Below are 26,347 nucleotides of genomic sequence, written 5' to 3' on the forward strand. Positions count from 1 at the left end.
GGGAACGCTAGCGTGCGGCCCGTAAGGGTGTGAGCGTGCGGATGGCGTGGGGACGTAAAAAAGGCGGTGGACGCAAGGAGCCGCTGTTCGGGCTTCCGGCCGCGCTTGCCGACCTCCGACTATCGCCTTCCGACCGCATTCCCGGCGGCGATGACGACAAGCCCGCCAAATCGAAAACGAAAAGCGCCGACAAGAGCAGCGGTTCCGGTAGCGAGAGACCGCGCCCGTCGCGCAGCGGCAGCAAGCGGCGCAGCAAGTCACGCGGCTTCGGCATCGGCCGGCTGTTTTATTGGACCGCGGTGCTCGGCCTGTGGGCCGGCATCGCGGTGATCGGTGTCGTGGTGTGGGTCGGCGCGCATCTGCCGCCGATCCAGTCGCTGGAGATTCCAAAGCGCCCACCGACGATCCAGATCGTCGGCATCGACGGCTCAGTGCTGGCACAGCGCGGCGAGATGGCCGGCGCCAACATCGCGTTGAAGGACCTGCCGCCCTATCTGCCGAAGGCATTCATCGCCATTGAAGACCGCCGCTTCTATTCGCATTTCGGCGTCGACCCGGTCGGCATTTTACGCGCAGCGGTCACCAACCTGCTGCATCGCGGCGTCTCGCAGGGCGGCTCGACCTTGACCCAGCAGCTCGCCAAGAACCTGTTCCTGACTCAGGAACGCACCATGCAGCGCAAGCTGCAGGAGGCCGAGCTCGCGCTGTGGCTGGAGCGCAAGCATTCCAAGGACGAGATCCTCGAGCTCTACCTCAACCGCGTCTATTTTGGGTCTGGCGCCTATGGCGTCGAGGCTGCCGCGCAGCGCTATTTCGGTAAGTCGGCGAAGAACGTCACGCTGCCGGAAGCCGCAATGCTCGCAGGGCTCGTCAAGTCGCCGTCGCGGCTGGCGCCGAACCGCAATCCCGAGGGTGCCGAGCAGCGCGCTCAGGTCGTGCTCGCGGCGATGGCCGACGCCAAATTCATCACCGAGGCCCAAGCAAAAGCCTCGATCGGTCAGCCCTCGATCGCGGTGAAGCCGGCCGGCGCCGGCACCGTGAACTATGTCGCCGACTGGATCGGCGAGGTGCTCGACGACCTGGTCGGCCAGATCGACCAGGACATCATCGTGCAGACCACGATCGATCCGAAGCTGCAGAGCGTCGCGGAAGCCGCCGTGATCGACGAGCTCGCCGCCAAGAGCGTGAAGTTCAACGTCAGCCAGGGTGCGCTGGTGGCGATGACGCCCGACGGCGCGGTGCGCGCCATGGTCGGCGGAAGGAACTACTCCGAGAGCCAGTACAACCGCGCGGTCACTGCAAAGCGGCAGCCGGGCTCGTCGTTCAAGCCGTTCGTCTATCTCACAGCGGTCGAGGCCGGGCTGACGCCGGACACCATCCGCACCGATGCGCCGCTCGACATCAAGGGCTGGAAGCCGGAGAACTACACCCACGAATATTTCGGCTCGGTGACGCTGACCCAGGCGCTGGCGATGTCGCTCAACACTGTCGCGGTGCGGCTCGGCGTCGAGGTCGGCGCCAAGAACGTCGTGCGCACCGCGCACCGGCTCGGCATCTCCTCCAAGCTGGAGCCAAACGTCTCGATCGCGCTCGGCACCTCGGAAGTGTCCGTACTCGAAATGGTCGGCGCCTACGCGCCGTTCGCCAATGGCGGCTACGCGGTGTCGCCGCATGTGGTGACCAGGATCAAGACCAGCACGGGCAAGCTGCTCTACGACCGCCCGATCGATCCGCCCAACCAGGTGATCGAGCCGCGCTATGACGCGATGATGAACGCCATGATGCGCGAGACGCTGATCTCAGGCACCGCGCGCAAGGCGGAGATCCCGGGGTGGACCGCCGCCGGCAAGACCGGCACCAGCCAGGATTATCGCGACGCCTGGTTCATCGGCTACACCGCCAAGCTCGTCACCGGCGTCTGGCTCGGCAATGACGACAATTCGCCGACCAAGAAGGCGACCGGCGGCGGCCTGCCGGTGGAGGTGTGGACCCGTTTCATGAAATCAGCGCATCAGGGCGTGCCGGTCGCCGCGATCCCGAACTCGCAAGGCAGTTGGGGACCGGCGAACCTGATGCAGATCTCGTCGCAGGTCACCGCGCCTTCCGCGCCGGCAGCGCCGATGCAGATTCAACCCCCGATGCAGGCACCGCCGCCGGCGCAGGTCCCACCCGGCGGTTATTATCGCCAACCACCGCCGACGCCGACCCGCGCCTCCGCGCCACCCAACCCGAACGCGCGGCCGGAAGCGGCGGCGGGACTGGATGGCTGGCTGGCGGATCGGTTGTTTCGCTAGGCGTTAAGGTCGCACCGCGAATCTAACTGTCATCCCCGCGCATGCCGGGGATCCAGTACGCCGCGGCTCATCGGTTGAACACGAACGTCTCTGGAATACTGGATCGCCCGCTTTCGCGGGCGATGACAGCGGAGCTGATGGAAACAGTGCGTGGGATGGGCAGAGCGGCGAGAACCTCGCCTATTCCTGGATCCCGTAACGGTGCAGGTCGTTGCCGTGGGTGTCGAGCCAGTTCTTGGCGCGCGTGACCGACGCGCAGACCTTGTCGACCACCCGCCAGAACCGCGCCGAGTGGTTCATCTCGACGAGATGCGCGACCTCATGCGCGGCGAGATAATCGAGCACGAAGGGCGGCGCCAGGATCAGCCGCCACGAGAACGACAGCGAGCCGGCCGAGGTGCATGAGCCCCAACGGCTGGACTGATCGCGAATCGAGATCCGCCGCACCCGCACGCCGAGTTCCGCGGCATGCAGGGCCGCCGCCTTCTGCAAGTCCTTGCGCGCCTCGCGCTTGAGGAAGTCATGCACCCGGCGGTCCATGTGCTCGACACCGCCGGCGACGCAGAGGACCTTCTCGCCGCTGTCCCGCGTCTCGGTCCACACCGTGCCGCGCTCGCCCGAGCGATGCACCAGCCGATGCGGCACGCCGCGCAACGGCACCACAGTGCCGGGCTGGAACGGCGCCGCCTTCGGCAATCGGCCAAGACGGGCGGCGATCCAGCCGCCATGAACGTTGGCGAACTCCTTGGCTTCGACGATCGTGCCGCGCGGCGGCATCGTCAGGATCGCTTCACGATCGGTCGGATGGATCCGAAGCGTATAGCGGCGCGCACGCCTGTGCCGGCGCAACCTGACGGTGAAAAACTGGGAGCCGTGTCTGACCAATACGGTCGCGGGTTCGGCAGGCCGCCGATAGAGGAGCGCGCGAGTAGCCATGTCTGAAAGTCCGGGGAGCAGGAGTTCGCCCGAACTTTGCCATATCCGCCGCCAGGGAAAGCGCTCGGCGCAAAAACAAATCATTTGCCCAATATACAGGGGTCGGCCGTTAACTGACCTCTACCGGCTGGGGTCGGAACCGGATTTTTTCTGATGAATCTGAATGCCTAAAAAAGCCCATGAAATGAAATCTAATTCACCCCTTGAGCCTGACCTGATTTGAGAATCTTTTAGTTAAATCAACAGCTTGCGCGACCGCGAAAAACGCGGCCGGGGCGATACCTATTCGGCCGCGGCGACCAGAGAAAGCCGCGTATTGGCCGCCGAAACCATGAAATCGGAGATCCGCGGCACGATTTCGGAGCGGAAACGCGAGCCGTTGAACACGCCGTAGTGCCCGACGCCCTTCTGCACATAGTGCACGCGGCGATGGTTCGGAATCGAGGTGCAGAGCGCGTGCGTCGCCTCGGTCTGACCGAGACCGGAGATATCGTCCTTCTCGCCTTCCACCGTCATCAGCGCGACCCGGCGGATCTTCGACGGATCGACCGGCTTGCCGCGATGGGTCATCTCGCCCTTCGGCAGCGCGTGCTTGACGAACACGAGGTCGACGGTCTGCAGGTAATACTCGGCGGTGAGATCCATCACCGCGAGATATTCGTCATAGAATTCGCGGTGCTTGTCGACGAGATCGCCGTCACCCTTCACCAGATTGGCGAACAGCGCCTTGTGCGCGTCCATGTGCCGATCCAGATTCATGCTGATGAAGCCATTGAGCTGCAGGAAGCCCGGGTAGACGTCGCGCATCACGCCGGGATGCGGGAACGGCACCTTGGTGATGACGTTGTTGCGGAACCACTCGATGCCGCGCTCTTCCGCGAGGTTGTTGACCGCGGTTGGATTGCGGCGGGTGTCGATCGGGCCGCCCATCAGCGTCATCGACAGCGGCACGAACGGGTCGTTGTTGGCTTCCATCACGGAAACCGCTGCAACGACAGGCACCGAAGGCTGGCACACCGCGATGATGTGCATGTTGCCGCCGAGCGCGTGCAGCATCTCGATGACGTAGTCGACGTAGTCGTCGAGATCGAATCGGCCGGCCGCGAGCGGCACCATGCGCGCATCGGCCCAGTCGGTGATGTAGACCTCATGCGTCGGCAGGAACGCCTCGACCGTGCCGCGCAGCAGCGTCGCATAGTGGCCGGACATCGGCGCCACGATCAGCACCCGCGGCTGCGGCGAGCGCAACGGGCGCGTCAGCTTGCGATCGAAATGCAACAGGCGGCAGAACGGCTTTTCCCAGACCGTGCGAACCTCGACCGCGGTGCGGATGCCATTGACCTCAGTGGTCGGCAGGTTCCAATCCGGCTTGCCGTAGCGGCGCGTGGTGCGCTCGAACAACTCGCAGCCGGCGGCGATCGATTTGCCGAACTCGGTGTGCGTCCACGGATTGAGCGGGTTCTGAAACAGGATCTTGGTGGCGTCGGTCACGGCGCGTGCCGGATTGAGCGACGCCTGCGCCATTTCGTACATCCAGTACAACGGCGTCGTGAATGCCGGACCGCCTTCCGCCGCTAGTGGCGGGGCACCGCCAAATTCACCGATGGGCATAGTATTTTCAGACCCCTGTTTGCGCCGCAATATTCTGACCGCTGCGCAACAATGCGTCAATGCGCCGCGAGCCCAATGTGGGGTCGATATCGGGCTAAAACACCGAGAATCCACGGGAAAGTGACATTTATTCACCACCTGACAGCAGCGACCCATGCCGCTTCGCGCTCTGCAAAAGGGCAAGGAAGACCGCAAAAGAGGCAGCGAACAGGATGGCGTTGATGGCGAGCGCCCAAGCCATCAGGTCGGCGCGGAAGACGTGATCGATCAGCAGCGACCGCATGCCTTCGAACACATAGGTCGGTGGCAGCGTCCAGGCAACATATTGCAGCCAGTCCGGCAGCACCTCGACCGGATAGTAGATGCAGGCGAGCGGCATCACCGCGAACATCAGCGTCCAGACGATGCTTTCCGCCCCCAGCCCGTTGCGCAGCACGAGACCCGAGGCAAACACGCCGACCGACCAGCTGGTGAAGATCAGATTGCAGAAGAACGCGATCAGCGGCAGCCCGATGGCGTAGAAATTGAAGCCGAAAAAGAACAGCGCCAGCAGCGTCATCGGGATCACGCCGATGGCGAGCCGGATCAGGCTCATGATCATCAGCGAGAGCAGGAATTCGATCGGCTTCAGCGGGCTCATCATCAGGTTGCCGAGATTGCGCGCCCACATCTCTTCGAGGAACGAGATCGAGAAGCCGAGCTGGCCGCGAAACAGGATGTCCCACAGGATCACCGCGCCGATCAGCGTGCCGCCCGCCTTGGCGAAGAAGCCGGACGTCTGCGAGATGTAGTTCTGAAGGAAGCCCCAGGTGATGATCTGCAAGGCGGGCCAGTAGATCAGCTCCAGCAGCCGCGGCCATGATGACATCAAGAGATACCAATAGCGCAGCACCATCGCATTGATGCGATGCAGGGAAATGCCGCGCGGCTGATGGCTGACGATCTCACTCATGCGCGCCCTCCCGCACCCGTCCGCGGGCCACGTCGAGGAACACCTCCTCCAGCGTGTCGCGGTTGTAGCGCGCCATGATCCGCTCCGGGCTGTCGTCATCCTCGATCTTGCCGCGCTTCATGATGATGACGCGGTCGCAGAGCCGCTCGACCTCCAGCATGTTGTGCGACGCCAGCAAGATGGTCGCGTTATGGGTCTTGCGATAGGTCTCGAGATGCTCGCGCACCCAGTCCGCGGTGTCAGGATCGAGCGATGCGGTCGGCTCGTCGAGCAGCAGCAGGTCCGGCTCGTTGATCAGCGCCTTGGCCAGTGCGACGCGGGTCTTCTGCCCGGCGGAGAGCTTGCCATTGGAGCGGTCGAGGAATTCGGTGAGATCGAGATCGGCGGCGAGCTGATCGATCCGCTCGCGGAGATGCTTCACGGCATAGAGCCGGCCGAAAATCGTCAGGTTCTGCCGCACGGTGAGCCGCATCGGCATGTCGACATAGGGGCTCTCGAAATTCATCCGGCCGAGCACGTCGTAGCGCTGCTCGGGGATTTTGGCGCCCAGCACCGCGACGCTGCCCGAGGTCGGCAGCACCAGCCCCATGATCATTGCAATCGTCGTGGTCTTGCCGGCGCCATTGCCGCCGAGCAGGCCGGTGATGCTGCCGCGCGCGATGCGGAAGGAGATATCGTCGACCGCGCGGGTGGTCTTGTAGACTTTGACCAGGTGCGCGACGTCGATCGCGGCCGATCCGTCCTGATCGGCCGCGGGCGCTCGGTTAGGCGCTTGCGCCGGACCTGTCCCGCTCTGTTGCATATGGCCGTCATTGAGCCATTGCGACAATAAGCGCAAGGCTTCGGCCGCGTCCTTGCGCTAAGTCGCGAATTTGTGCGCCGCCCACAGCACAGCTAAAGTCAAGGCATGACCGACTTCGCTTCCGATTTCCGCCAACCCCGCCGCTATGTCCGCCTGGATACGATCCTGCGGCTGCGCTGGCTCGCCGCGCTCGGCCAGCTGGTTGCGATCTTCATCGTGGCACAGGGACTGGAATTCGACGTTCCGATTGTCCCCTGCGTCACCATCGTGACCTTCTCGGCGCTGCTCAATCTGGGGCTGCAGGTCGCGTTCAACCCGATGCAGCGGCTGGAGCCGGTCTATGCCGCGGCGCTGCTCGCGATCAACATCGTCGAGCTCGGCGGCCTGCTTTACTTCACGGGCGGCTTGCAGAACCCGTTCTCGTTCCTGTTCCTGGCACCGGTGTTGATCTCGGCCACGGTGCTGCCGATCCGGCTGACCATCGCGCTTGGCTGCCTTGCGGTCGCCTGCGCTTCGGCGCTGTTCTTCTACCATCTGCCGTTGCCCTGGGATAACGACGACCCGCTGGTGCTGCCGCCGATCTATCTGATCGGCGTCTGGCTCTCGATCCTGCTCGCGATCGGCGTCACCAGCCTTTATGCCTTCCAGGTGACCGAGGAAGCCCGCCAGCTCTCCGATGCGCTCGCCGCGACCGAGCTGGTGCTGACGCGCGAGCAGCATCTGACCCAGCTCGACGGCCTTGCCGCCGCCGCCGCGCACGAACTCGGCACCCCGCTGTCGACGATCTTCCTGATCTCGCGCGAGCTCGAGAAGACGGTGCATGACCCGGCCATCACCGGCGACCTCAAGACGGTGCGCGAACAGGCGCAGCGCTGCCGCGACATCCTGAGTAAGATTGCGCAATTGTCATCGAGCGGCGCGCCGTTCGACAACATGAAGCTGTCGACCCTGATCGAGGAGGCGGTGGCGCCGCATCGCGATTTCGGCATCAACATCAAGGTGCGGCTTGCTGTCGCAGCAACGCGCGAACCGGTCGCCGCGCGCAATCCCGCCATCCTCTATGGCGTCGGAAACATTCTCGAAAATGCGGTCGATTTCGCCCACCAGACCGTCGAGGTGAACGCGTGGTGGAACGCGGAAACCATCGAGATCGTCGTCTCCGACGACGGTCCGGGCATCGCGCCTGACATGCTGAAACGGATCGGCGAGCCCTATTTGTCGCGCCGCCGGGGCGCAGATGAGGCCCAAAATGCCCGTGGTGGCCTGGGCTTGGGCGTTTTCATCGCAAGGACGCTGCTGGAACGGACCGGAGCCAAGGTGTCGTTTACCAATCGCACCTTCCCCGATCACGGCGCCGTGGTGCAGATCGTCTGGCCGCGCGAGCGTTTCGAGGAATCGGCTGGAGACACAGAGACGTCATCTTAAGAACGGTTCTTAATCGCACCTCTGGCATTACGGATGCAGCCACCGCGACTTTCGGCTGCCTTGGCAGCGCCCCAGTGCAACCCCATATTTGGGCGGTCTATCACAGGGAAAAATGGATCGTGAACGCAATCGCTGAACTGAATGACCATGCTGACAAATCGCTCCTCATTGTCGAGGATGACAAGCCGTTCCTGGAACGTCTGTCGCGCGCGATGGAGACGCGGGGCTTCTCGGTGAAGTCATGCGATACGGTGTCGGACGGCATCGCCGAGATCGGCCGCGCTGCTCCGGCTTTCGCGGTCGTCGACCTCCGCCTCGGCGACGGCAACGGTCTGGACGTCGTCTCGGCGTTGAAGCGCAAGCGCCCCGAGGCGCGCGCCATCGTGCTGACCGGCTACGGCAACATCGCCACCGCCGTCACCGCGGTGAAGATGGGCGCCGTCGACTATCTGTCGAAGCCCGCCGATGCCGATGACGTCGTAGCTGCGCTGCTTGCGACCGGCACCGAGAAATCCGAGCTGCCGGCCAATCCGATGTCGGCGGACCGCGTGCGCTGGGAGCATATCCAGCGCATCTACGAAATGTGCAACCGCAACGTCTCGGAGACCGCGCGCCGTCTCAACATGCACCGCCGTACCTTGCAGCGCATCCTCGCCAAGCGCGCCCCGCGCTAAGCGATCGGTTCATTTGGTTTCGCGATGGCCGGGCCTTGCCCGGCCATTTGCTTTTTGTGGGGTGCTGCGTAGGCGCTCTTGTAGGGTGGGCAAAGGCGCTCTTGCGCCGTGCCCATCATCACGAGCCGTGCAAGACGTGGTGGGCACGCTTTGCTTTGCCCACCCTACGACTTCACCTATCCCGTCATCCTGAGGTGTGAGCGGAGCGAGCCTCGAAGGATGAACAACCCCGGTGGTGGCCGTGCATCCTTCGAGACGCGCTCCTGAGGATGACGGATCACTGCTTCTAAAACTCATGTCCCTGCGGATCGACCAGGCGGTTGATCCGCTGCGCCGCGGCCATCGCAAACCGCACCGTCATCGCCTTGCGTGTCGCCGCCGGCAGACGATGCTCCGGCGCCTCGCAATGCAGATGCGCGCCATAGGCGTCGGCGATGATCAGGCCGGTATCGACCGGAAAGATCTCGCACGGCAGATCCTGCGTGAAGGCGAAGAACAGCCGGTCGCAATGCATCCGGTAGTCCTGCCATTTCTGGTCGGCGCGCAGATCCTCGACCGATGACTTGATCTCGACAATCCAGATCTCGCCGCGCTCGTTCAGCGCGACCAGGTCCGCCCTGCGGCCGGACGGCAGCAGCAATTCGCTGATGCAGGAAAATCCGAGCGATCTCAGAAGCCTCGCGGTGCCGCGCGCGATCGCAAGCGCGGTCTCCGACTGGCGTCGGTCGGGCGCGGGCACAAGCGCGATCTGGCGGGCGTTCGATTCCATTGAACGAAGACTAGCCGATTCCTTACCTCAACGGCAGCGCCGGAATCGGCCGCAAATTCGCGAGGAAGCCGCCTTGGTTTCGGCCTCAAGCCACCGCGAAGCCGAAGGAACCTTGGTTCCGAGGGACGAAACCACTGGAGAGAGACCCATGCGGTCACGCATCACACTTCGCTCGTTCGTCTTCGCTCTCGCAACCCTTCCGTTCACAGCCGGACTGTCCTCGGCCGTCGCCAAGCCCGTGGTCGAGGTCGCCTTCGTGCTCGACACCACTGGCTCGATGGGCGGATTGATCGAGGGCGCCAAGCGCAAGATCTGGTCGATCGCGACCGCGATCGTCGATTCCAATCCCGATGCCGACATCAGGATGGGCCTGATCGCCTATCGCGACATCGGCGATGAGTATGTGACCAAGAAGGTCGAGCTGACGCGCGACATCCAGGATCTTTACGCCAATCTGCTGGAATTGAAGGCGCGCGGCGGCGGCGACTGGCCGGAGAGCGTCAACGAGGCGCTCGATGTTGCCGTCAACAAGATGCGGTGGACGCAGGGTCGCGACAGCACGCGCATCGTGTTCCTGGTCGGCGATGCCCCGCCGCACATGGATTATGCGCAGGACACGAAGTATCCGGTCACGCTTGCGGTCGCCAAGCAGAAGGACATCATCGTCAACGCCGTGCTCGCCGGCAACGCCGAGGATACCGCGCTCGTGTGGCGCGATATCGCACAGCACGGCAATGGTGAGTTCATCCCGATCCCGCAGGATGGCGGTCAGATCGTCACCATCGAGACGCCGTACGACGGGGACATCATCATCCTGCAACGCGAGATCAACGGCACCGTGATTCCCTACGGGCCGCGCGCGATGCAGAAGCGCACGGAATCCAAGACCCAGCAGCTCGCGAGCGTCGCGGCGGCTTCGCCGGCCCGCGCCTCGGAGATGGCGAGCTTCATCAACAAGCGTGCCAAGGTGACGTCGGAGGCGGTCACCGGCGACGGCGACCTGGTCGCCGACGTCGCGGCCGGCCGCAACGACATCGCCAAGGTCAAGGACGAGGATCTGCCCGACAATCTCCGCGCCATGAAGCCCGAGGCGCGCACCGCTGAGATCGACAAGCAGATCGCCCAGCGCAAGGCGCTGAACGAGAAGCTCGCCGCGCTGGTCGCCAAACGCGACAAATACGTCGCCGAGCACCGCAAGAGCGCGCCGAAGGCATCATCGTTCGATCGCGTGGTCGAGGATACGCTGAAGGCGCAGATCAAGCGGTAGGGACTGGACCACAGTCTCTCCATTCCCTCTCACTCGTTGACATCCATCGGCGGGCCGAGGATCACGCCCTCATTGGCGCGCAGGTCGAGCACGCCTTCGACCTTCTCGCCCTGCCGGTCCATCAAGGTCGACAGCAGAACCTCGTTGCTGAAGCCGATGGCGCTGGAGGAGACCGACGCGGGCGCGGCGCCGAAATTCAGCGCGATCACCGCGACGCCCTCGGCGCTGCGCCGACGGTAGAGCAGCACATCGCCGTGCGCGGCAACCGGCTCATAGCTGCCATGGACGAGCTGCGGCAGCTTTCGCCGCAGCGCGATCAGCGCCTTGTAGAGGTTGAGGATCGACGCCCGCTCCGCCTCGAGGCTTGCGACGTTGTCGCTGGCGAAGTCCTGCGCCAGCGGCAGCCATGGCCTTGCGGTTGAGAAGCCGGCATGGCGCTCGGCGCTCCATTGCATCGGGGTGCGGCAGCCATCGCGGCCGACGCCGATGCCAGGCACGTTCGTCTCGAAGGGATCGCGCACCTCGTGCGGCGCGATCGCAACCTGGTGCATGCCGATCTCGTCGCCGTAATAGAGCGTCGGCGTGCCGCGCAGCGTCAGCAGCAGCATCGCCGCGACCGGTGCCTGCGCGGGTCCCACCCGGCTCGCCACCCGCGGCCGGTCGTGATTGCCGAGCACCCAGTTCGGCCATGCGCCCGGCGGCAGCGCCTTCTCGTAATCGGCGATGATCTGCTCGACCGCGCGCGCGCTCCACAAGGTCGACAGCAGCGCGAAATTGAACGGCATCTGTGCGCCGCGCAGATCGTTGCCGTAATAGGCGACCAGCCGATGCAGCGGCAGATAGATCTCGCCGATCAGCACGCGATTGTCGAACTCCTCGGTGACGCCGCGCATCTCGGTGATGACGGCGTGGACCTCGAGTTGATCGGTCGAATATTGCGTCAGCACCTTCTCGTGCGGCGGCCGGTCTTCGCGGTAATGCGGGTTCGGCGGGTTGTCGCGGAATTCGGCATCCTTGATCAGGTGCCAGATCACGTCGACACGAAAGCCGTCGACGCCCTTGCGCAGCCAGACGCGCATCACCTCATAGATCGCGTCCCTGACCTCGCGATTGCGCCAGTTGAGATCCGGCTGCTGCGCGAGGAAGGCGTGATAGTAATACTGGCCCGAAGCCTCGTCATAGGACCAGGCGCTGCCGCCGAACTCCGACAGCCAATTGTTGGGCGGACCGCCATCCGGCGCCGGATCGCGCCAGATGTACCAGTCGCGCTTCGGATTATCGCGCGAGCTCTTCGCCTCGATGAACCAGGCATGCTGATCGGAGGTGTGATTCGGCACCAGATCGAGGATCAGCTTGAGGCCGGCATCGTGAGCGGCCGCAACCAGCGTGTCGAAATCCTCCATCGTTCCGAACAGCGGATCGATGCCGGTGTAATCGGAGATGTCGTAGCCGAAATCGGCCATCGGCGAGGTGAAGATCGGCGACAGCCAGACCGCGTCGACGCCAAGCTGCGTCAGATAAGGCAGCCGCGCAAGGATGCCCCTGAGATCGCCGACACCGTCGCCGTCGCTATCCTGGAACGAGCGCGGATAGACCTGATAGAAGATGCCGCGCCGCCACCAGTCCCTGTTGTCCTGGTCCATCCGATTCCCCCTCGCTCGTCGCCCCGTGTCCCCGGGGTTGTCCGCAGGTTCAGGGATGACGCACAATTCGGGACAGAAAAATGGCGCTGCAGCGCGTCAGTGGCGGGCCATCGCCAGCTGATAGATGGTGATCAAGACCTCAAACAGGATCAGGAAGACGATGATCAGCTCCAGCCGCAGCGAACGGCCGGTGTCGATGATGTCGGTCAGGACCTGCGCGGTCTCGGCGACGACCGCGAGCTTGCGGTTCAGCGATTCCGCACGCTCCTTCAACTCATACTCGTCCTCGAGCCGGGCATAGAGCCGCTCGAGCTGGGGCTTGTCCCAGAGGATGTCGGGCTTCTCCGACACCTCGACCGGGCCAGCCACGCGATGCCGCACCAACAGCGCGTTGCCGATGTGCTTGAGGATCGCAACGCGGCCACCATCCACCCGGCCGCCCTTGGCGAGCTCGCGCGCCAGCGGCTCGGTGGTGTCGAACACCGCCCGCACCTCGCGTTCATGCCGCGCCAACACCACGCTTTTCGCCAGCGCCTCACCGACCAGGATCAGCCGCTCGGGCGACAGGCTCTGCAGATAGATCGGGCCGCCCGGCGGAATCTGGTCCTCCTTCTCCGCGGCGACCTCGATGATCGCGATCTCCTCCTCGCGCCGCGCGAACAGGCCGGTCATGCGCGACTGCAGGCTGCGCAGGAATTCATCCTCCTCGAGCGCATTGAGGCCGATCAGGACCACGACGCCGTAGCGGAACAGGATCGCCACACCATTGTCATTGACACGAAACGCCAGCGGCGTCGTGGCCAGCACGTCGCCGCGCTCGAGGCCGGACGTGTTGATGCGGTCCGCGACGAAGAACGCGCGGGCTGTGGTCCGGGGGCCGCCGAGCGATGAGTTGGGAGCCTGGGTCATGAAGTTCCGGACTGCGATGGCTTGACGCGTGTAGCGAGCAACCGCGTACCGGCCTGCTCATGAATTGTTCTGTTGGACCTTATCACGGTCCGTTTTGAGATCACACGCCGGGGCAGGCGCATGTCCCGTGCGTGTTGACGGCATTGCCGGGAAGCCTATGGTGCCCCCATGACCGAGACAACCGAGACCAAACCGAAGGCTGGCGCGATCATCGTGCCGGTGACGCTGTTCGAGCAGAACTGCACCATCATCTGGCACGAGCCGACCAAGAAGGCCGTGGTGATCGACCCCGGCGGCGACGTCGCAAAGATCCAGGCTGCGATCAAGCAGACCGGCGTCACCGTCGAGAAGATCTGGCTGACCCACGGCCATATCGACCATGTCGGCGGTGCCGCCGAATTGCGCGACGCGCTGCAGGTCAAGATCGAGGGCCCGCACATCGCCGACAAATATCTGCTCGACAACGTCGTCTCGAGCGGCGAGCGCTTCGGCATGACCGGGATGCGCAATTTCGGCCCTGACCGCTGGCTCGATGAGGGCGATCAGGTCTCGATCGGCGACCTCACCTTCGACATCCTGCATTGCCCCGGCCATTCGCCGGGCAGCGTGGTGTTCTTCAACAAGGAGCTGCGCTTCGTCCATGTCGGCGACGTCTTGTTCGCCGGCTCGGTCGGGCGCACCGACCTGCCCGGCGGCAGCCATCCGACATTGATCCAGTCGATCAAGGAGAAGCTGCTGCCGCTCGGCGACGATGTCGGCTTCATCTGCGGCCATGGCGCCGGATCGAGCATCGGCCAGGAGCGGATGACAAATCCGTTCCTGACCGGCGAGATGTAGCTACTTCATCAACCCCGCGGCGGTCAGCGCCCGCGTGATGACGGCGCCGACGTCGACGCTCTTGCCTCCCCGCTTGCGCGGCCGGTCGCTTTTGCGGCCGGATACGGGCTTCGGATCGGTCTCGGGCTCGGCCGCAGGCACCGGGATCGTCATCGAGATCGTGTCGGCATTCTCGCGCGGCACGCCGGTCGGCGCGGTATGCGGCTGACGGACCTTGTCGGTCAGACCGAAGAACGTCGCGATGTGATAGGACGAGGAGATTCCGGCCTCGATCAGGAACGCACCCTCCACACCATAGCGCTCGTCATTGTCGGCAAGTCCGAGCGGCGTGCCATGCGCCATGTCGGTGATCGAGTAGGATTCGACCAGCGTTTCGCCATCGGCGTTCCACCACACCTCGCGCGGATGGCCGTCGATATCCGACTTCGACATCGCAGCAGGCGGCAGGCCGTGCACGTCGAGCCACTGCCGCACGATCGCATCGGCATTGCCGGGATGCACGGTGCGGTCGGCGCTGCCGTGCCACACCGAAATCTTCGGCCATGCGCCGCTGTGCGCGGACGCGTTGCGGACCAGGCCGCCGAGCTCCGGCGCGGACAACGCGCTCGCATGCATCATCGCCTGCAACGCCTCGCGCAGATCGGTGGCAACACCGAACGGCAGGCCGGCGATGATGGCGCCGGCCGCGAACACATCCGGATAGGTCGCGAGCATGACGGACGCCATCGCGCCGCCGGCGGACAGTCCCGTCACATAGACACGCTTCGGATCGATCTCATGCGCGCCGACCATATGCGCGATCATCTGCCTGATCGAGGCGGCCTCGCCCTGATCGCGCGCGATGTCCTGCGGATTGAACCAGTTGAAGCAGGTGTTGGCGTTGTTGATAGCCTGCTGCTCCGGCATCAGCAGCGCAAAGCCGTAATGCGCCGCAAGCGCCGACCAGCCGGTGCCGAGATCGTAGGACGCTGCGGTCTGGCCGCAGCCATGCAGCACCACGACGAGCGCGGGTGACCGCGCGAGCTGCGCGGGCACGAACGAATACATCTTCAGATCGCCGGGGTTGGCGCCGAATTCGGTCGTCTCGACGAGCGGCGTCGGCACGGCCGGCGCAAATGCGCTCAAGCCGCTGAACGCGTTCATCTTGGGCAGATGACGCAGAAATTCGACGTTGTTGACCAGGGACAACAGCAACTCCTGAGGTGATTTATTCTTCTGTGTCACCCGATCAGATAATTGCTGCACTGCGAAATGAAAAGGCCGTGTGCTGTCTTTCCCTGCGGAATTGTGAGAATCGGCGTTAACGCCTGATCGCGATGCGGGCTGGGTGAAATAGTTGCCTTAGCACCCTGTTTGAGCATGAACTTTTCGAAAGACCGCGCCATGCGTCGTCGGATTCATGCGCTGGCGCGGCGCATCCATGACAGAAATGCGGCTGAAATAATGATCGACAGCACAAACAATGCGCATGCCGTAAACAGCGCCAGACGCGCCGATGTCGCGCTCTCGACGGCGAAGAAAACCGCGCCGATCGCGGCAACCCCGGCCGCGTTGCCGATCTGCGTCGTGGTGCCATACATGCCGGAACCGGCGCCGGCGCTGGCGGGTTTCACGCTCGACAGCACCGCGCTGGACAACGGCGCCATCACCAAGCCCTGCCCGTAGCCGAAAATTACAAGCACCAGCGCGAGCAGCAGCGCCGATGGTGCCGTGACGGTCTGAACCGTCGCAACCAGCACCGCGATCCCGACGATCTGCAAGGCGCAGCCCTCGATCAGCACCAGCGTGCCGCGATGCCGGGCGCGCGCGCCGCTGTGACGCGAGGCGATCACGAAGGTCAGCGCCAGCGGCACGAACACCAGGCCGGCCTGCAGCGGCGGAATCTGCAAGCCCTTCTGCATGAACATCGTCATGATCAGGTAGAACGACAGATTGGCGAAGAAGAAGAAAAACACTGCGACCAGGCCGCGCATGAACGCCACATCCGCCAACAGCGACAGGTCGATCAGCGGCATGCCGCCGCGGCGCGCGACGCTACGCTCGAGCCGCACGAAGGCCGCGATCACGGCAACGCCCGCGGCCATCACCAGCCACACAAACGGCGACCATTGCAGATCGTGACCGAACAGCAGCGGGCCAATCAGGCACAGCAGGCCCGCGAACAGCACGATCGCGCCGGGAATATCGAGCCGCGTGCCGGCGCGGCGTGGCACCGTCGGCATGATCTTCAGCCCAGCCGCGATGATGATGACGCCGAACGGCACGTTGACGAAGAACACCGCGCGCCAGCCGAGCCCGGCGAGATCGAGCGTCACCAGCACGCCGCCGAGCGCGAATCCGGTGACGCCGGCGAGCCCCAGCACGATGCCGTAGATGCCGAACGCCCGCGCCCGCGCCGCATCGGAGAACAGCAGATGCAGCGTCGCCAGCACCTGCGGCACCATCAGCGCCGCGGTCGCACCCTGCGCCAGCCGTGCGATGATCAGCTCCGGGCCGGACTGCGCGAGGCCGCACCACAGCGAGGTCACCGAGAAGCCTGCGACGCCGGCGATGAACACGTTCCTTGTGCCATGGATATCGCCGAGCCGACCGCCGGTGACCACCAGCGTGGCATAGGCGATCAGATAGATCGCGATCACGGCCTCGATCTGTGCCGGCGTGGCGTGCAGCTCCGCCGCAATGGTCGGGATCGCGACGTTGACGATGAAGGCATCGACGCCGAACATGAATTGCGCCGACACCACGATCGCAAGCACCCACCAGCGGCGGGAGGTCTCCGCGCGCGTCGAAACGATCTGGTGCATGCCCTGTCCTGCCCGAAATGACGTGATGGTCGACATCAGCAGATTCCGGTCATTGGCTCGATTACCTCGGACGTAAGCGTTGGTTCACGGGCGCGTCATCCACGGCCATCCCGCACCTGCCCGCGCTCCGCCGCGCGATTTGCGTTGATGCGCTGGGAAACATTCCGGACGGCGGCAATCGCCGCCGATTTGCGCAACAACCATGCGGGTGCCGCAACCCCCAAGCATTGCCTTGCCGGGGGCCACCCCGTAGGTTGGCGGAAAGCCCCCGATAACAAAAAGCCGGAGAGAACGACCTATGGCGCGCCTCAAGTTCGGAGCCTTCCTCGCCCCGCATCACCCGATCGGCGAGCATCCGATGCTGCAATTCCGCCGCGACCTCGATTTCGTCGAGCAGCTCGACGCGCTCGGTTACGACGAATTCTGGTGCGGCGAGCATCATTCCTCGGGCTGGGAGACCATCGCATCGCCGGAGATGTTTTTGGCCGCCGCCGGCGAGCGCACCAAGCGCATCAAGCTCGGCACCGGCGTGATCTCGCTGCCCTACCACCACCCCTTCAACGTCGCGCAGCGCATGGTGCAGCTCGACCACATGACCGGCGGCCGCGCCATTTTCGGCTCGGGCCCCGGCGCGCTGGCCTCCGACGCCCATACGCTCGGCATCGACCCGATGACCCAGCGCGACCGCCAGGACGAGGCGATCGCGGTGATCCGCCGCCTGTTCAACGGCGAGCGCGTCACCGCCAAGACCGACTGGTTCGAGATGCACGACGCGGCATTGCAGATCCTGCCGCTGCAGGAGGACATGCCGTTCGTGGTGGCCTCGCAGATCTCGCCGTCGGGCATGACGCTGGCCGGCAAATACGGCATCGGCATCATCTCGCTCGGCTCGATGTCGACCCAGGGCCTGATGGCGCTGCCGCAGCAATGGCAGTTCGCCGAGGACGCCGCCGCGAAGGCCGGCACCACGGTGAGCCGTTCCAACTGGCGCGTGCTGCTGTCGTGGCACATCGCCGAGACCCGCGAGCAGGCGCGGCGCGAGGCCGGCGCCGGGCTGCTGCGCTGGCACAACGAATATAATGTCGGCACCTTGATGCGGCCGGGCCTGACCGCATATGCATCGGCGGACGAAGCCGTCGACAAGACCGCCTTCGTCGAAGGCGCGGCGTCGACCATCGGCACGCCGGATGATCTGATCAAGATGATCAAGAACCTGGTCGATGTCTCCGGCGGCGTCGGTTCGATCATCGGCTTCGCCCATGACTGGGCCAATCCCGAAAACACCCGCCGCAGCTGGGACATGGTCGCGCGCTATGTGGTGCCCGAGATCAACGGCTATATCGACGGCCTGCGCCGGTCGCGCCAGTTCCTGATCGACAACCGCGCCGTGTTCGAGCGCGCCGGCCAGGCCGTGATGGCCAAGATCATGCAGAACGACAAGGCCGCCGCCGCCCTCCAGCAAACCGGCACCGGCCGCGTCGCGATCCCGGCCGTGAATGCGCCGGATCTCGCCAAGGAAGCGGCGAAGCAGAAGGCGTGATGTGCGGCCTCGCGCCAGAGGGCGGTGGGAAGGCACATCGCGCCGCATCCACCGCCGTCGTCCCGGCGAAGGCCGGGACCCATAACCACAGGGTTGAGTTGGTGAGGAAAGCTGTTGCTCCAGCGTCGCGCAACAATTGAGATTTGGGGTAATGGGTTCCGGCCTTCGCCGGGACGACGCTGAAATTGTTGCGCTGGCTGTCGCAGCGCTACGCCACCGCTCCGATCCCCACGACATCAATGCCGTCGACGCGGCCGCGGATCGGCAGTCGGCCGAGATCGCTCAGCGGAAATGGCGGCGGGGCGGCGAAACGGGACATCGCCGCGCGTGAGGCGAGGAAGCCGCCATCGACCTTGCGGCTCAGCTCCTCCAGCCGCGCCGCGGTGTTCATCACGTCGCCGTTGAACACGATGGCGCGCTTGACGTCGCCGATCTCGCCGACGATCACCGGGCCGAAATGCAGGCTGCCGCGGATCTGCGGCACGGCGCCGAATTCGCGCTCGAACTGCGGCGCCGCCTTTTGCAGCGCGCGGCGCATCGCCACGAAACAGCGCAGCGGCCGGCAATCGACCGCGCCGCTCTGCTCCGGCCAGGTCACGATGATCTCGTCCCCGACATAGTTGAGCACCTCGCCGCGATAATCGACCACGGACTGCGTCAGCAGGCGGAAGGTACGGTCGAGGAAGCGATGGATGCCGATGCCGCCGAGCCGCTCGGCGAGCCCGGTGGATCCTGCGATGTCGACGAACAGCACGAAGCGGTCTTCCTCGACCGGCGCGTGATAGCGCCCGGTGACGAAATTCAGGAGCGCGCGCGAGCCGATCAGGTTAGCGACGCCGAATCCCAGATTGATCAGCACCGAGACGATCGCGGAGCGCGCAAAACTCGACCAGAAATCCTGCAGCGAATCCTGCGGCGTCACCCCGACGATGCGTTCGCCCGGCTGCAGCAGCTGGATGCCGATGATGATCGCCGCGTAGATTGCGCTGCGCACGGCCAGAGTGGGGAGGAAGGACAGGCGATTGAGCCAGTCCCAATCTTCAAGGACGAACAACTCGATCGAGCCGATCACGCCAGCAAGCAGCAATCCGTAGGTGATGCCGACCGTCAGCTGGGCGGCCCCGCCACCGAAAGCACCGAGCGTGATCGCAACGCCGGAAAGGATTCCGGCGACGAGGATGGCGACAAGACGTTGCAGCTTCCGCTCGAGCCTGGCGTTCATGCTTCCTGCCCCGGCGAGTATCCCAGCTACGTCCCCTGATCGAACGCCTTGCGCAGCGCGACGTAACCCGCCTGCTGCTGGCTCCAGTTGCGGCCGCCGGTGATCGCGCCGTCGACGACGAGGTCATGGCCGTTGATGAAGCTCGATTCGTCGCTCGCCAGGAACACCGCGGCATGCGCGATGTCGTCCGGCAGCCCTGCGCGCGGGATCGGCTGCGCCGCCTTGTAGACCTCGCGCATCACGTCCGAGGTCTTCTCTGCCGCTTCGGTCGACAACCCGAGCGCCTTGCCGAAAATGCCGGTGGCGATCGCACCGGGCGAGATCGAGTTGACGCGGATGCCGGACTCGCCGAGCTCCATCGCCACGCATTTGGTGAAGTGAATGACGGCGGCCTTCGCGGCGCCATAGACCATCGACGAGGAGAAGCCGGCGAGCCGGCCGGCGATGCTGCCATTGTTGATGATGCTGCCGGAGCCCTGTTTGCGCATGATGGGTGCAACATGCTTCATGCCGAGCATGACGCTGCGCACCAGGGTCGCCATCGCGGCGTCGAACCGCTCGACATCGAGGCTCTCGATGCCTCCGGTCTGCGCCGGGCCGCCGGCATTGTTGAACAGGCAATCGATCCGGCCGAACTTCTCGACCGCAAGCGCGATCAGCGCCTGCATCTGCTGCTCGACCGTGACGTCGGTCTGACGGAATACGCAGTTGCCGCCGAGCTGCTTCGCCAGCGCCTCGCCTTCCGCCGCGCGGCGGCCGGCGATCACGATCCTCGCGCCTTCAGCGACAAAGACCTCCGCCGTGCGCAACCCGATGCCGCTGGTCGCCCCCGTGATCACCGCAACCTTGCCGTCCAGCCGTCCCATGCCGGTCCCTCATCTTAGCGTCTGATGTGGCGGATATTCCCCAGCTGCTTCCACCAACGCAAGCGCGGGCGCGGTTAACCGCCGGCGAGGTCCATCTGTGACCAGAAGGCCACAACTGCGGTTTTTCGGTCGCAGCGGCCTTATTTTGGTTCGCCTGTTCACGTGAACTGGAACGACAGATGGCGAAGTGGATCGACGATTTCAGAGCGGGTTGGCGGGGCGATTCCCAGCCCTCGATGCTGCTTGCGGTCGTCTTCGCGGTGCTTTGTCTCGTTTTGGCCACGGCCGCGCGCTTCGGGCTCGCCCAGATCAGGCCCGACGTGTTCTTCACGCCCTATTTCCCGGCGGTCTTCTTTGCGACCGCCTTTGGTGGTTTCCGGATCGGGATCGCGACCGCGCTCGCCAGCGGCCTGCTCGGGGTGGTGCTCAATTTCAGCAGCTCGACCGTCGATCCGGCCCGCTTTGCGCTCCTGATGATCTTCTGGGTGGTGTGCGGCATCGCGATCTGGGGCGTCGAGCACTACCGTTCCATGGTGGCGCAACAGCGCGAGGTGTCCAGGCGGCTGCTCGAGGAGGAGCAGTACCGCAAGATCGTGGTCGATGAATTGCAGCACCGGCTGAAGAACAAGTCCTCGACCATCCATGCCGTGCTGCATCAGGCGCTGCAGGACCGGCCCGATGTCTGGCAGCGCATCGACCATCGTATCCGCGCGCTGTCGGCGACCGACGATCTGATCGCGCGGGTCGACGGCTATGGCTGCGATATCAAGGATTTGCTGCGCTCGGAGCTCGGACCTTACGGCCATGTGCGGTTCAATCTGAACGGCGAGCAATTGTTCCTGCCGGCCAAGCTCGCGGTCTCTTTGGCGCTGATCTTCCATGAGCTCGCAACCAACGCAGGAAAGTACGGCGCCTTCTCCTCGCCGCGCGGGTTGCTGCAAGTGTCATGGACGGTGGACGACGGCCGCCTCAACGTGATCTGGGACGAGACCGAGGGACCGGTGGTCGAGGCGATTGGCGAAGCCGGCTTCGGCACCAAGCTGTTGAAGTCGGCGCTGCGTCCGTTCGACGGCAAGACCGAGATCAGCTACCTGAAGACCGGCGTTCACTGCACCATGCAGTGCAAGCTGCCGAGCTGTTGATAAGTCGACTTTCCGGCACACGCGCATGATTGATGCAACCGCGCAGTGCGCAATCGCTTTCACCGGCGGCCAGAGCCGGCATTGATACTCTGTTAATGACGATTGCCGCGACGGCTTGCGAAAGCCGCCCGGGTCTCATTCTGTCACGGCATTTCGCAGGTCCGCTTAACCAAAACTACAACGGACTTTGCCAAGGTCGGCACATGCATAGTCTCACCAGAAACGATTTTCAGGCGGGCGCGGCAGCGACCGGCCAAGACGACATTTCCAGCAATGAATTGCGCGTCCTGCGCGATCTCCTCCAGCTGCTGCCGGCGGGCGTGACCGTCCAGGACGAGCAGGGCCAGTTCATCCTGGTGAACGAAGCCGCAGCGAGCCAGTTGCAGCTTGCCGCCAGCGCGACCCAGCCGCCGCCGGTCGACGAACGCCACGCCGCCAATCTCGACCTTTTGCGCAGCGGCCGTCCGGTGGTGCTCGAGGAAGTGCTGTCCTGCGGCGCCTCCAAATACGTGTTCCTCACCGCGCACCGACCGGTCCAGATTGCCGGCCGCAACCTCTTGATCTCGGCATCGACCGACATCAGCGAGCAGAAGGCGTTCGAGGACCAGCTGTTCCGCTCGGCCTATTACGACGAGTTGACCAGCCTGCCGACCCGCCGAGTGATCGAGCATCGCGTCAACGGCCTGATCCGCGACGATTCACAGAGCCATTTCGCGCTCGCCTTCCTCGACGTCGACAATTTCAAGCACATCAACGACTATTACGGCCACGCGATCGGCGATGCGCTGCTGGTGGAGCTGTCGAAACGGCTTGGCCTTGCGCTGCGCGACACCGACATCCTGTCGCGGATTTCCGGCGACGAGTTCCTGCTGCTGCTGAACCCGATCAGCGGCAATGACGAGGTCGCCGAATTCATCCATGTGATGCAGGAGCGGCTGAAGGCCCCGTTCTTCATCGAAGAATCCGAGATCTTCGCCTCGACCTCGATCGGCGTCAGCCTCTATCCCGTGCACGGCCGGAGCTACGAGGCGCTGCGCCAGAATGCCGACATCGCGATGTATCGGGTCAAGAACAACGGCAAGGGCTCGATCGCTTTCTTCGACAACAGCATGGAGCGCGAGGCGCTGGCGCGGATGAAGATCGAGCAGTCGCTGCGGCTGGCGATCCTGGAGAAGCGCTTCTGCTGCGCGTTCCAGGCCAAGGTCGATATCCGCACCCAGGAGGTCAAGGGCATCGAGGCGCTGGTGCGGCTGCGCGACGACGAGGGCGTGATCCAGGCGCCGGGCACCTTCATCGACCTCGCCGTGGAGCTCGGGCTGATCGACGAGCTGACGTTCCTGGTGCTGGCGGAGATCGTCAAGTCGATCGACCTGATCAACGACACGTTCGGCCCGACCGCGACGATCAGCATCAACGTAGCGGCCAAGCAGGCCGGCAATCTCGAATTCATGCGCCGCTTCGCGCGCGCGATCGAGGAGACCGGCTTCCCGAAGCGATTCATGATCGAGGTCACCGAGGATGCGTTCGTGACCCGGACGCATTTCCAGGACGAGATCCTGCCGATCCTGCGCGGCATCGGCGTCGGCATCTCGATCGACGATTTCGGCATCGGCTATTCATCGCTGTCGGCGCTGGCCGACATCACCGCGGACGAGATCAAGATCGACCGCTCCTTCATCACCGACATCCATCAGCGGCCGCGCAGCCAGGGCATCCTGCGCGCGATCGAATCGCTGAGCGAGGCGCTCGGCATGACCGTGATCGCCGAAGGCATCGAGTCCTACGAAGAGCTCACCTATCTGCAGGCGGCGACCAAGATCCGCTATGCGCAGGGCTATTATTTCGCCAAGCCGATCTTCCTCGAGGATTTGCGGCCCGCGACGCCGGTCGCCAGCGAGTCCCGCGCCAGCATGTCGGCGCGCCCGGCCCAGGAGGGCCGCCAGAGCTATTCGCGCGCCAGCGGCTTCAGACGGTAGGTAATCCTCCTCGCTTCGCCCCGCTTGCGGCAAGGTTATCGCATATAGCGCGCCCCCACGGGGCCGCGCTGCCAAAACATCGAAAACAACCCCATGCACAGTAGCCGGCGGCGCCGGCATTCGACATGGCACCTTGACATGTCGGGCAACTCAGCAGCATAATTCTATTATTCAGAACTTGCGCACGTCGCCCTGCACTACAGGAGATAGCCTTCTGCCGAGGTAGCCCCTCACCCAATCCTCCCCGCAAGAACGGGACGAGGGAGAAGACCACAGCCGAGATCTACCTCTCCAGCACCGGTAGCGGCGCCACGCCGTTGTTCGCGGCGCCGGCCTGCATCGTGATCAGTGTCATCGAGACCAGATCGTAGTAGCCCATGATGCCGATGATATCCATGATGCCGCGCTCGCCGAACTTCTCCAGCGCGGCCTTGTAGACGGCGTCCGAGACCTTCCTGTCGTGATAGAGCGCGCTGCCGAGGTCGTACAGCGCGACCTCGTCGTCCTTCATCCCTTCCGGCCGCGTGCCCTTGGCGATCGCGTCCGCGATCTTCGGATCGAGCCCGCCCTTCATCGCCAGCGGATAATGCGCCGACCACTCGTACTGCGCGGTCCAGTGCCGCGCCGTGATCAGGATCGCCATCTCGCTGAGCCGCGCCGGCAGCAAGGTGTTCCAGCGCAGATATTCCGACAGGTTCGACAGCTTCGGCGCCAGATCGGGGTTGCGGATATAGGCGCGGTAGGGCGGCGCGGTGAATTTGGCGTTGCGCGGCGGCGCGCTGATCATGTCGGCCCAGGCCTTTTGCGCCGGCGACAGTTCCTCGGCCTTGAGCGGCGCAAAACGCACGGCGTCCTCGGCGCGCGCGACCTGCACCGAAAATGCCAGCAGCACCAAACTCCCGGCTCCAACAATCCCTGCCCCAAATCTTTTTCTCATTGTCGTTCTCCCCTTTGAGGCGCGGCGCGCCCGGCCCGCACCCTACCGCGGCGCCGCGCGCCGGCCTATATTGGGGCTGGTGTCACGCGAAGGTGTCAGCCATGCAGCCTGTGTCTATCCTCCTGAACATCCTCTGGATCCTGATCGGCGGCGCGTGGATGGCGTTCGGCTGGCTGATCGCCGCCGTCATCATGGCAATCACCATCATCGGGCTGCCCTGGGCGCGCGCCGCCTTCAACATCGCGGTCTACACGCTGCTGCCATTCGGCTCGCGTGCGGTGCGCCGCGATGAAGTCACCGGCATGTCCGACATCGGAACCGGACCGCTCGGCGTGATCGGCAACCTGATCTGGTTCATCCTGGCCGGCTGGTGGCTCGCAATCGGCCATCTGATCACCGCGATCCTGCTCGCGGTGACGATCATCGGCATCCCCTTCGCCTGGGCACATCTCAAGCTTGCCGGCATCGCGCTGTGGCCGATCGGCAAGGTGATCGTGCCGGCGTAAGGCGGACCGGTCGGCGCGCGAGAGAGCGCGATGAGATTTGGTTGAATCTTCATCGCGCTCCAGCCCGTTGTTTGAGCGTGATCTTTTCGGAAAACCGCTCCGCAGTTTTCCGGATCATGCTCTAGAGCCAATCCTTCGTCGTTTGGGAGCAAGCCTGGTAGTCGCGCCGCCAGATAAATCCATGGCCGCCACACGGGGGCCGTGCGCGCGTGGTGGCGGGACATTCGTTCCTGACCCGCGCGCTGGTGCCCCAGCCGTCAATCACACAAGCGCCTGCTGAGGTCCTGTGGCAACCGTCGCCACATCCCTCCGCGGCATTGGCCGGGGTCAATCCGAGCAGCGCTGCCGTCGTTAGAACCGTGAGCAAACATGACTTCATGATGTCCTCCATCGTGCCGTCGGTGAGGATGCTTCATTCACGCTTCCACCCCTAGCGTATGCGACATCGACAGCGCTCACCACCGGGCACCGCGCACATTTTGGTGTTTGCAGCGTTGAGGGCGCGAGGGCCCGTCAGCTCGCCAGCGCGTCGACCTGGGCTTCGAGCGCTTCGATCACCATTGTCAGCGAGGCTGCCTTGCCCATCGTCCGCGAGATGATCGGCGCGCCGGACTGGAAGCCGGTCAGGCCCGCGATCATCATCACGGCGCGGACCCGCGCCTGCGCTGTCGTCAACTGCGCGCTCGAGGCGGCGATGATCAGGCCGGCGACGAGCTCGATGCCCGGACGCCACAGCCCGGTATAGAGAACCTCGAACGCGCGCCCGGGATCCGCCAGCTCGCGTTGAACAAAGAGACGGTTCTGCTCGCTCGCGGATGTCAGCAGGAATCGCGCCAGCGCCGTGAGCAGCAGCTTCAGCTGTGCACGGGCGCCGTCCGGATCGGGCGGCCCTTCGAGCGAGGCGAGCGCGGCCTCACCGACCGCGGCCATGCTCTCGCGATAGCGCGCCAGGATTTCATGTGCGCAGGCGAGATAGAGGCCCTCCTTGTTGCCGAAATAATAGTTGAGCGCCGGCAGGTTGATGCCGGCGTCTTCGGCGATCTGGCGCGTCGTCACGCGGGCGAAGCCGCTGTTGCCGAACGCCGCGAGCGCGGCGTTGAGGATCCGGACGCGGGTCTCGTCACCCTTCTTATAAGGGGTGGTGGCCGATCGCGTCGGCGGCGGCAGCGGGCTGTTTCGTGCGCTCATCGGAAAATCATATCACACGATATTAATTATTGCATTTTCTATCGCTT

At 64.5% G+C, this 26,347-nt stretch carries 23 protein-coding genes; 9 read left to right on the top strand and 14 right to left on the bottom strand.

Annotated features, from left to right (window positions below):
* Window positions 1-41 precede the first annotated feature (41 nt).
* Window positions 42-2,294, top strand: a complete 2,253-nt coding sequence (locus JQ616_RS25325; protein ID WP_212019243.1) for a transglycosylase domain-containing protein — start codon at window positions 42-44, stop codon at window positions 2,292-2,294.
* Between the two features lie 180 nt (window positions 2,295-2,474).
* Here JQ616_RS25325 and JQ616_RS25330 read toward each other — a convergent pair whose 3' ends face one another.
* From JQ616_RS25330 to JQ616_RS25345, 4 genes are all read right to left on the bottom strand, one after another.
* Window positions 2,475-3,314, bottom strand: a complete 840-nt coding sequence (locus JQ616_RS25330; protein WP_212019245.1) for a M48 family metallopeptidase — start codon at window positions 3,312-3,314, stop codon at window positions 2,475-2,477.
* Between the two features lie 198 nt (window positions 3,315-3,512).
* Complete coding sequence (locus JQ616_RS25335) at window positions 3,513-4,841, bottom strand: polyhydroxyalkanoate depolymerase (RefSeq protein ID WP_212019247.1); 1,329 nt, start codon at window positions 4,839-4,841, stop codon at window positions 3,513-3,515.
* A gap of 127 nt (window positions 4,842-4,968) precedes the next feature.
* Entirely contained in the window at window positions 4,969-5,793 is an 825-nt protein-coding gene (locus JQ616_RS25340; RefSeq protein WP_212019249.1) for an ABC transporter permease, read from the bottom strand.
* Window positions 5,786-6,595, bottom strand: a complete 810-nt coding sequence (locus tag JQ616_RS25345; protein ID WP_212019251.1) for an ABC transporter ATP-binding protein — start codon at window positions 6,593-6,595, stop codon at window positions 5,786-5,788. The genes JQ616_RS25340 and JQ616_RS25345 overlap by 8 nt, the downstream gene beginning before the upstream one ends.
* A gap of 105 nt (window positions 6,596-6,700) precedes the next feature.
* Between JQ616_RS25345 and JQ616_RS25350 the strand changes: the two genes are divergently transcribed.
* A complete protein-coding gene (locus JQ616_RS25350; protein ID WP_212019253.1) occupies window positions 6,701-8,020 on the top strand; it encodes an ActS/PrrB/RegB family redox-sensitive histidine kinase in 1,320 nt (439 codons plus the stop codon).
* Window positions 8,021-8,139: 119 nt separating this feature from the next.
* Window positions 8,140-8,694, top strand: coding sequence for an ActR/PrrA/RegA family redox response regulator transcription factor (locus JQ616_RS25355; RefSeq protein ID WP_021077587.1), 555 nt, complete (start codon window positions 8,140-8,142; stop codon window positions 8,692-8,694).
* Window positions 8,695-8,980: 286 nt separating this feature from the next.
* On the opposite strand, the gene JQ616_RS25360 is transcribed toward JQ616_RS25355, so the two are convergent.
* Window positions 8,981-9,463 carry an MmcB family DNA repair protein gene (locus JQ616_RS25360; protein ID WP_212019255.1) on the bottom strand — a complete coding sequence of 161 codons (483 nt, stop codon included), beginning with the start codon at window positions 9,461-9,463 and terminating at the stop codon, window positions 8,981-8,983.
* A gap of 148 nt (window positions 9,464-9,611) precedes the next feature.
* Here JQ616_RS25360 and JQ616_RS25365 point away from each other — a divergent pair, with 148 nt between their 5' ends.
* A complete protein-coding gene (locus tag JQ616_RS25365; protein WP_212019257.1) occupies window positions 9,612-10,730 on the top strand; it encodes a vWA domain-containing protein in 1,119 nt (372 codons plus the stop codon).
* Window positions 10,731-10,759: 29 nt separating this feature from the next.
* Here the strand turns inward: JQ616_RS25365 and JQ616_RS25370 are convergent, their stop codons facing one another.
* Together JQ616_RS25370 and JQ616_RS25375 are read right to left on the bottom strand one after the other, a co-directional pair.
* On the bottom strand, window positions 10,760-12,373 hold the full coding sequence (locus tag JQ616_RS25370) for an alpha-amylase family glycosyl hydrolase (RefSeq protein WP_212019259.1): 1,614 nt from the start codon (window positions 12,371-12,373) through the stop codon (window positions 10,760-10,762).
* A 96-nt stretch (window positions 12,374-12,469) separates the two neighbouring features.
* Window positions 12,470-13,282, bottom strand: coding sequence for an RMD1 family protein (locus tag JQ616_RS25375; RefSeq protein WP_212019261.1), 813 nt, complete (start codon window positions 13,280-13,282; stop codon window positions 12,470-12,472).
* A 168-nt stretch (window positions 13,283-13,450) separates the two neighbouring features.
* Here JQ616_RS25375 and JQ616_RS25380 point away from each other — a divergent pair, with 168 nt between their 5' ends.
* Window positions 13,451-14,119, top strand: a complete 669-nt coding sequence (locus JQ616_RS25380) for an MBL fold metallo-hydrolase (protein WP_212019263.1) — start codon at window positions 13,451-13,453, stop codon at window positions 14,117-14,119.
* Here the strand turns inward: JQ616_RS25380 and JQ616_RS25385 are convergent, their stop codons facing one another.
* Window positions 14,120-15,307, bottom strand: a complete 1,188-nt coding sequence (locus JQ616_RS25385) for an extracellular catalytic domain type 1 short-chain-length polyhydroxyalkanoate depolymerase (protein WP_212019265.1) — start codon at window positions 15,305-15,307, stop codon at window positions 14,120-14,122. It abuts the gene before it with no gap.
* A gap of 209 nt (window positions 15,308-15,516) precedes the next feature.
* Window positions 15,517-16,923, bottom strand: a complete 1,407-nt coding sequence (locus JQ616_RS25390) for an MFS transporter (protein WP_212019267.1) — start codon at window positions 16,921-16,923, stop codon at window positions 15,517-15,519.
* 298 nt (window positions 16,924-17,221) lie between these two features.
* Between JQ616_RS25390 and JQ616_RS25395 the strand changes: the two genes are divergently transcribed.
* Entirely contained in the window at window positions 17,222-18,463 is a 1,242-nt protein-coding gene (locus JQ616_RS25395; RefSeq protein ID WP_212019269.1) for an LLM class flavin-dependent oxidoreductase, read from the top strand.
* Between the two features lie 208 nt (window positions 18,464-18,671).
* On the opposite strand, the gene JQ616_RS25400 is transcribed toward JQ616_RS25395, so the two are convergent.
* Window positions 18,672-19,685: an adenylate/guanylate cyclase domain-containing protein gene (locus tag JQ616_RS25400; RefSeq protein WP_212019271.1), complete on the bottom strand. Its 1,014-nt coding sequence runs from the start codon at window positions 19,683-19,685 to the stop codon at window positions 18,672-18,674.
* A gap of 26 nt (window positions 19,686-19,711) precedes the next feature.
* Window positions 19,712-20,551 (bottom strand): SDR family NAD(P)-dependent oxidoreductase, encoded by an 840-nt coding sequence (locus tag JQ616_RS25405; protein ID WP_212019273.1) that lies wholly within the window; start codon window positions 20,549-20,551, stop codon window positions 19,712-19,714.
* Window positions 20,552-20,730: 179 nt separating this feature from the next.
* Here JQ616_RS25405 and JQ616_RS25410 point away from each other — a divergent pair, with 179 nt between their 5' ends.
* Both JQ616_RS25410 and JQ616_RS25415 read left to right on the top strand, forming a co-directional pair.
* Window positions 20,731-21,693: a sensor histidine kinase gene (locus JQ616_RS25410; RefSeq protein WP_212019275.1), complete on the top strand. Its 963-nt coding sequence runs from the start codon at window positions 20,731-20,733 to the stop codon at window positions 21,691-21,693.
* Window positions 21,694-21,896: 203 nt separating this feature from the next.
* Window positions 21,897-23,669, top strand: coding sequence for a putative bifunctional diguanylate cyclase/phosphodiesterase (locus JQ616_RS25415; protein WP_212019277.1), 1,773 nt, complete (start codon window positions 21,897-21,899; stop codon window positions 23,667-23,669).
* A 283-nt stretch (window positions 23,670-23,952) separates the two neighbouring features.
* On the opposite strand, the gene JQ616_RS25420 is transcribed toward JQ616_RS25415, so the two are convergent.
* The gene (locus JQ616_RS25420; protein ID WP_212019279.1) at window positions 23,953-24,606 is read right to left on the bottom strand and encodes a carboxymuconolactone decarboxylase family protein; all 654 of its coding nucleotides are present in this window, start codon (window positions 24,604-24,606) and stop codon (window positions 23,953-23,955) included.
* A gap of 101 nt (window positions 24,607-24,707) precedes the next feature.
* On the opposite strand from JQ616_RS25420, the gene JQ616_RS25425 reads away from it, so the two are divergent.
* Window positions 24,708-25,112, top strand: a complete 405-nt coding sequence (locus tag JQ616_RS25425) for a YccF domain-containing protein (protein ID WP_163160147.1) — start codon at window positions 24,708-24,710, stop codon at window positions 25,110-25,112.
* A gap of 121 nt (window positions 25,113-25,233) precedes the next feature.
* On the opposite strand, the gene JQ616_RS39900 is transcribed toward JQ616_RS25425, so the two are convergent.
* Both JQ616_RS39900 and JQ616_RS25430 read right to left on the bottom strand, forming a co-directional pair.
* The gene (locus tag JQ616_RS39900; protein WP_433996000.1) at window positions 25,234-25,491 is read right to left on the bottom strand and encodes a GCG_CRPN prefix-to-repeats domain-containing protein; all 258 of its coding nucleotides are present in this window, start codon (window positions 25,489-25,491) and stop codon (window positions 25,234-25,236) included.
* Window positions 25,492-25,625: 134 nt separating this feature from the next.
* Window positions 25,626-26,300, bottom strand: a complete 675-nt coding sequence (locus JQ616_RS25430; protein WP_212019281.1) for a CerR family C-terminal domain-containing protein — start codon at window positions 26,298-26,300, stop codon at window positions 25,626-25,628.
* Window positions 26,301-26,347 lie beyond the last annotated feature (47 nt).

The organism is Bradyrhizobium tropiciagri (assembly GCF_018130545.1).
Classification (GTDB): Bacteria; Pseudomonadota; Alphaproteobacteria; order Rhizobiales; family Xanthobacteraceae; genus Bradyrhizobium; species Bradyrhizobium tropiciagri_A.

Bases quoted from the DNA above. Each gene is read 5' to 3' on its own strand.
- JQ616_RS25325 (WP_212019243.1), top strand. From the start codon at position 42: ATGGCGTGGGGACGTAAAAAAGGCGGTGGACGCAAGGAGCCGCTGTTC.
- JQ616_RS25330 (WP_212019245.1), bottom strand. From the start codon at position 3,314: ATGATTTGTTTTTGCGCCGAGCGCTTTCCCTGGCGGCGGATATGGCAA.
- JQ616_RS25335 (WP_212019247.1), bottom strand. From the start codon at position 4,841: ATGCCCATCGGTGAATTTGGCGGTGCCCCGCCACTAGCGGCGGAAGGC.
- JQ616_RS25340 (WP_212019249.1), bottom strand. From the start codon at position 5,793: ATGAGTGAGATCGTCAGCCATCAGCCGCGCGGCATTTCCCTGCATCGC.
- JQ616_RS25345 (WP_212019251.1), bottom strand. From the start codon at position 6,595: ATGCAACAGAGCGGGACAGGTCCGGCGCAAGCGCCTAACCGAGCGCCC.
- JQ616_RS25350 (WP_212019253.1), top strand. From the start codon at position 6,701: ATGACCGACTTCGCTTCCGATTTCCGCCAACCCCGCCGCTATGTCCGC.
- JQ616_RS25360 (WP_212019255.1), bottom strand. From the start codon at position 9,463: ATGGAATCGAACGCCCGCCAGATCGCGCTTGTGCCCGCGCCCGACCGA.
- JQ616_RS25365 (WP_212019257.1), top strand. From the start codon at position 9,612: ATGCGGTCACGCATCACACTTCGCTCGTTCGTCTTCGCTCTCGCAACC.
- JQ616_RS25370 (WP_212019259.1), bottom strand. From the start codon at position 12,373: ATGGACCAGGACAACAGGGACTGGTGGCGGCGCGGCATCTTCTATCAG.
- JQ616_RS25375 (WP_212019261.1), bottom strand. From the start codon at position 13,282: ATGACCCAGGCTCCCAACTCATCGCTCGGCGGCCCCCGGACCACAGCC.
- JQ616_RS25380 (WP_212019263.1), top strand. From the start codon at position 13,451: ATGACCGAGACAACCGAGACCAAACCGAAGGCTGGCGCGATCATCGTG.
- JQ616_RS25390 (WP_212019267.1), bottom strand. From the start codon at position 16,923: ATGCACCAGATCGTTTCGACGCGCGCGGAGACCTCCCGCCGCTGGTGG.
- JQ616_RS25395 (WP_212019269.1), top strand. From the start codon at position 17,222: ATGGCGCGCCTCAAGTTCGGAGCCTTCCTCGCCCCGCATCACCCGATC.
- JQ616_RS25400 (WP_212019271.1), bottom strand. From the start codon at position 19,685: ATGAACGCCAGGCTCGAGCGGAAGCTGCAACGTCTTGTCGCCATCCTC.
- JQ616_RS25405 (WP_212019273.1), bottom strand. From the start codon at position 20,551: ATGGGACGGCTGGACGGCAAGGTTGCGGTGATCACGGGGGCGACCAGC.
- JQ616_RS25410 (WP_212019275.1), top strand. From the start codon at position 20,731: ATGGCGAAGTGGATCGACGATTTCAGAGCGGGTTGGCGGGGCGATTCC.
- JQ616_RS25415 (WP_212019277.1), top strand. From the start codon at position 21,897: ATGCATAGTCTCACCAGAAACGATTTTCAGGCGGGCGCGGCAGCGACC.
- JQ616_RS25420 (WP_212019279.1), bottom strand. From the start codon at position 24,606: ATGAGAAAAAGATTTGGGGCAGGGATTGTTGGAGCCGGGAGTTTGGTG.
- JQ616_RS25425 (WP_163160147.1), top strand. From the start codon at position 24,708: ATGCAGCCTGTGTCTATCCTCCTGAACATCCTCTGGATCCTGATCGGC.
- JQ616_RS39900 (WP_433996000.1), bottom strand. From the start codon at position 25,491: ATGAAGTCATGTTTGCTCACGGTTCTAACGACGGCAGCGCTGCTCGGA.
- JQ616_RS25430 (WP_212019281.1), bottom strand. From the start codon at position 26,300: ATGAGCGCACGAAACAGCCCGCTGCCGCCGCCGACGCGATCGGCCACC.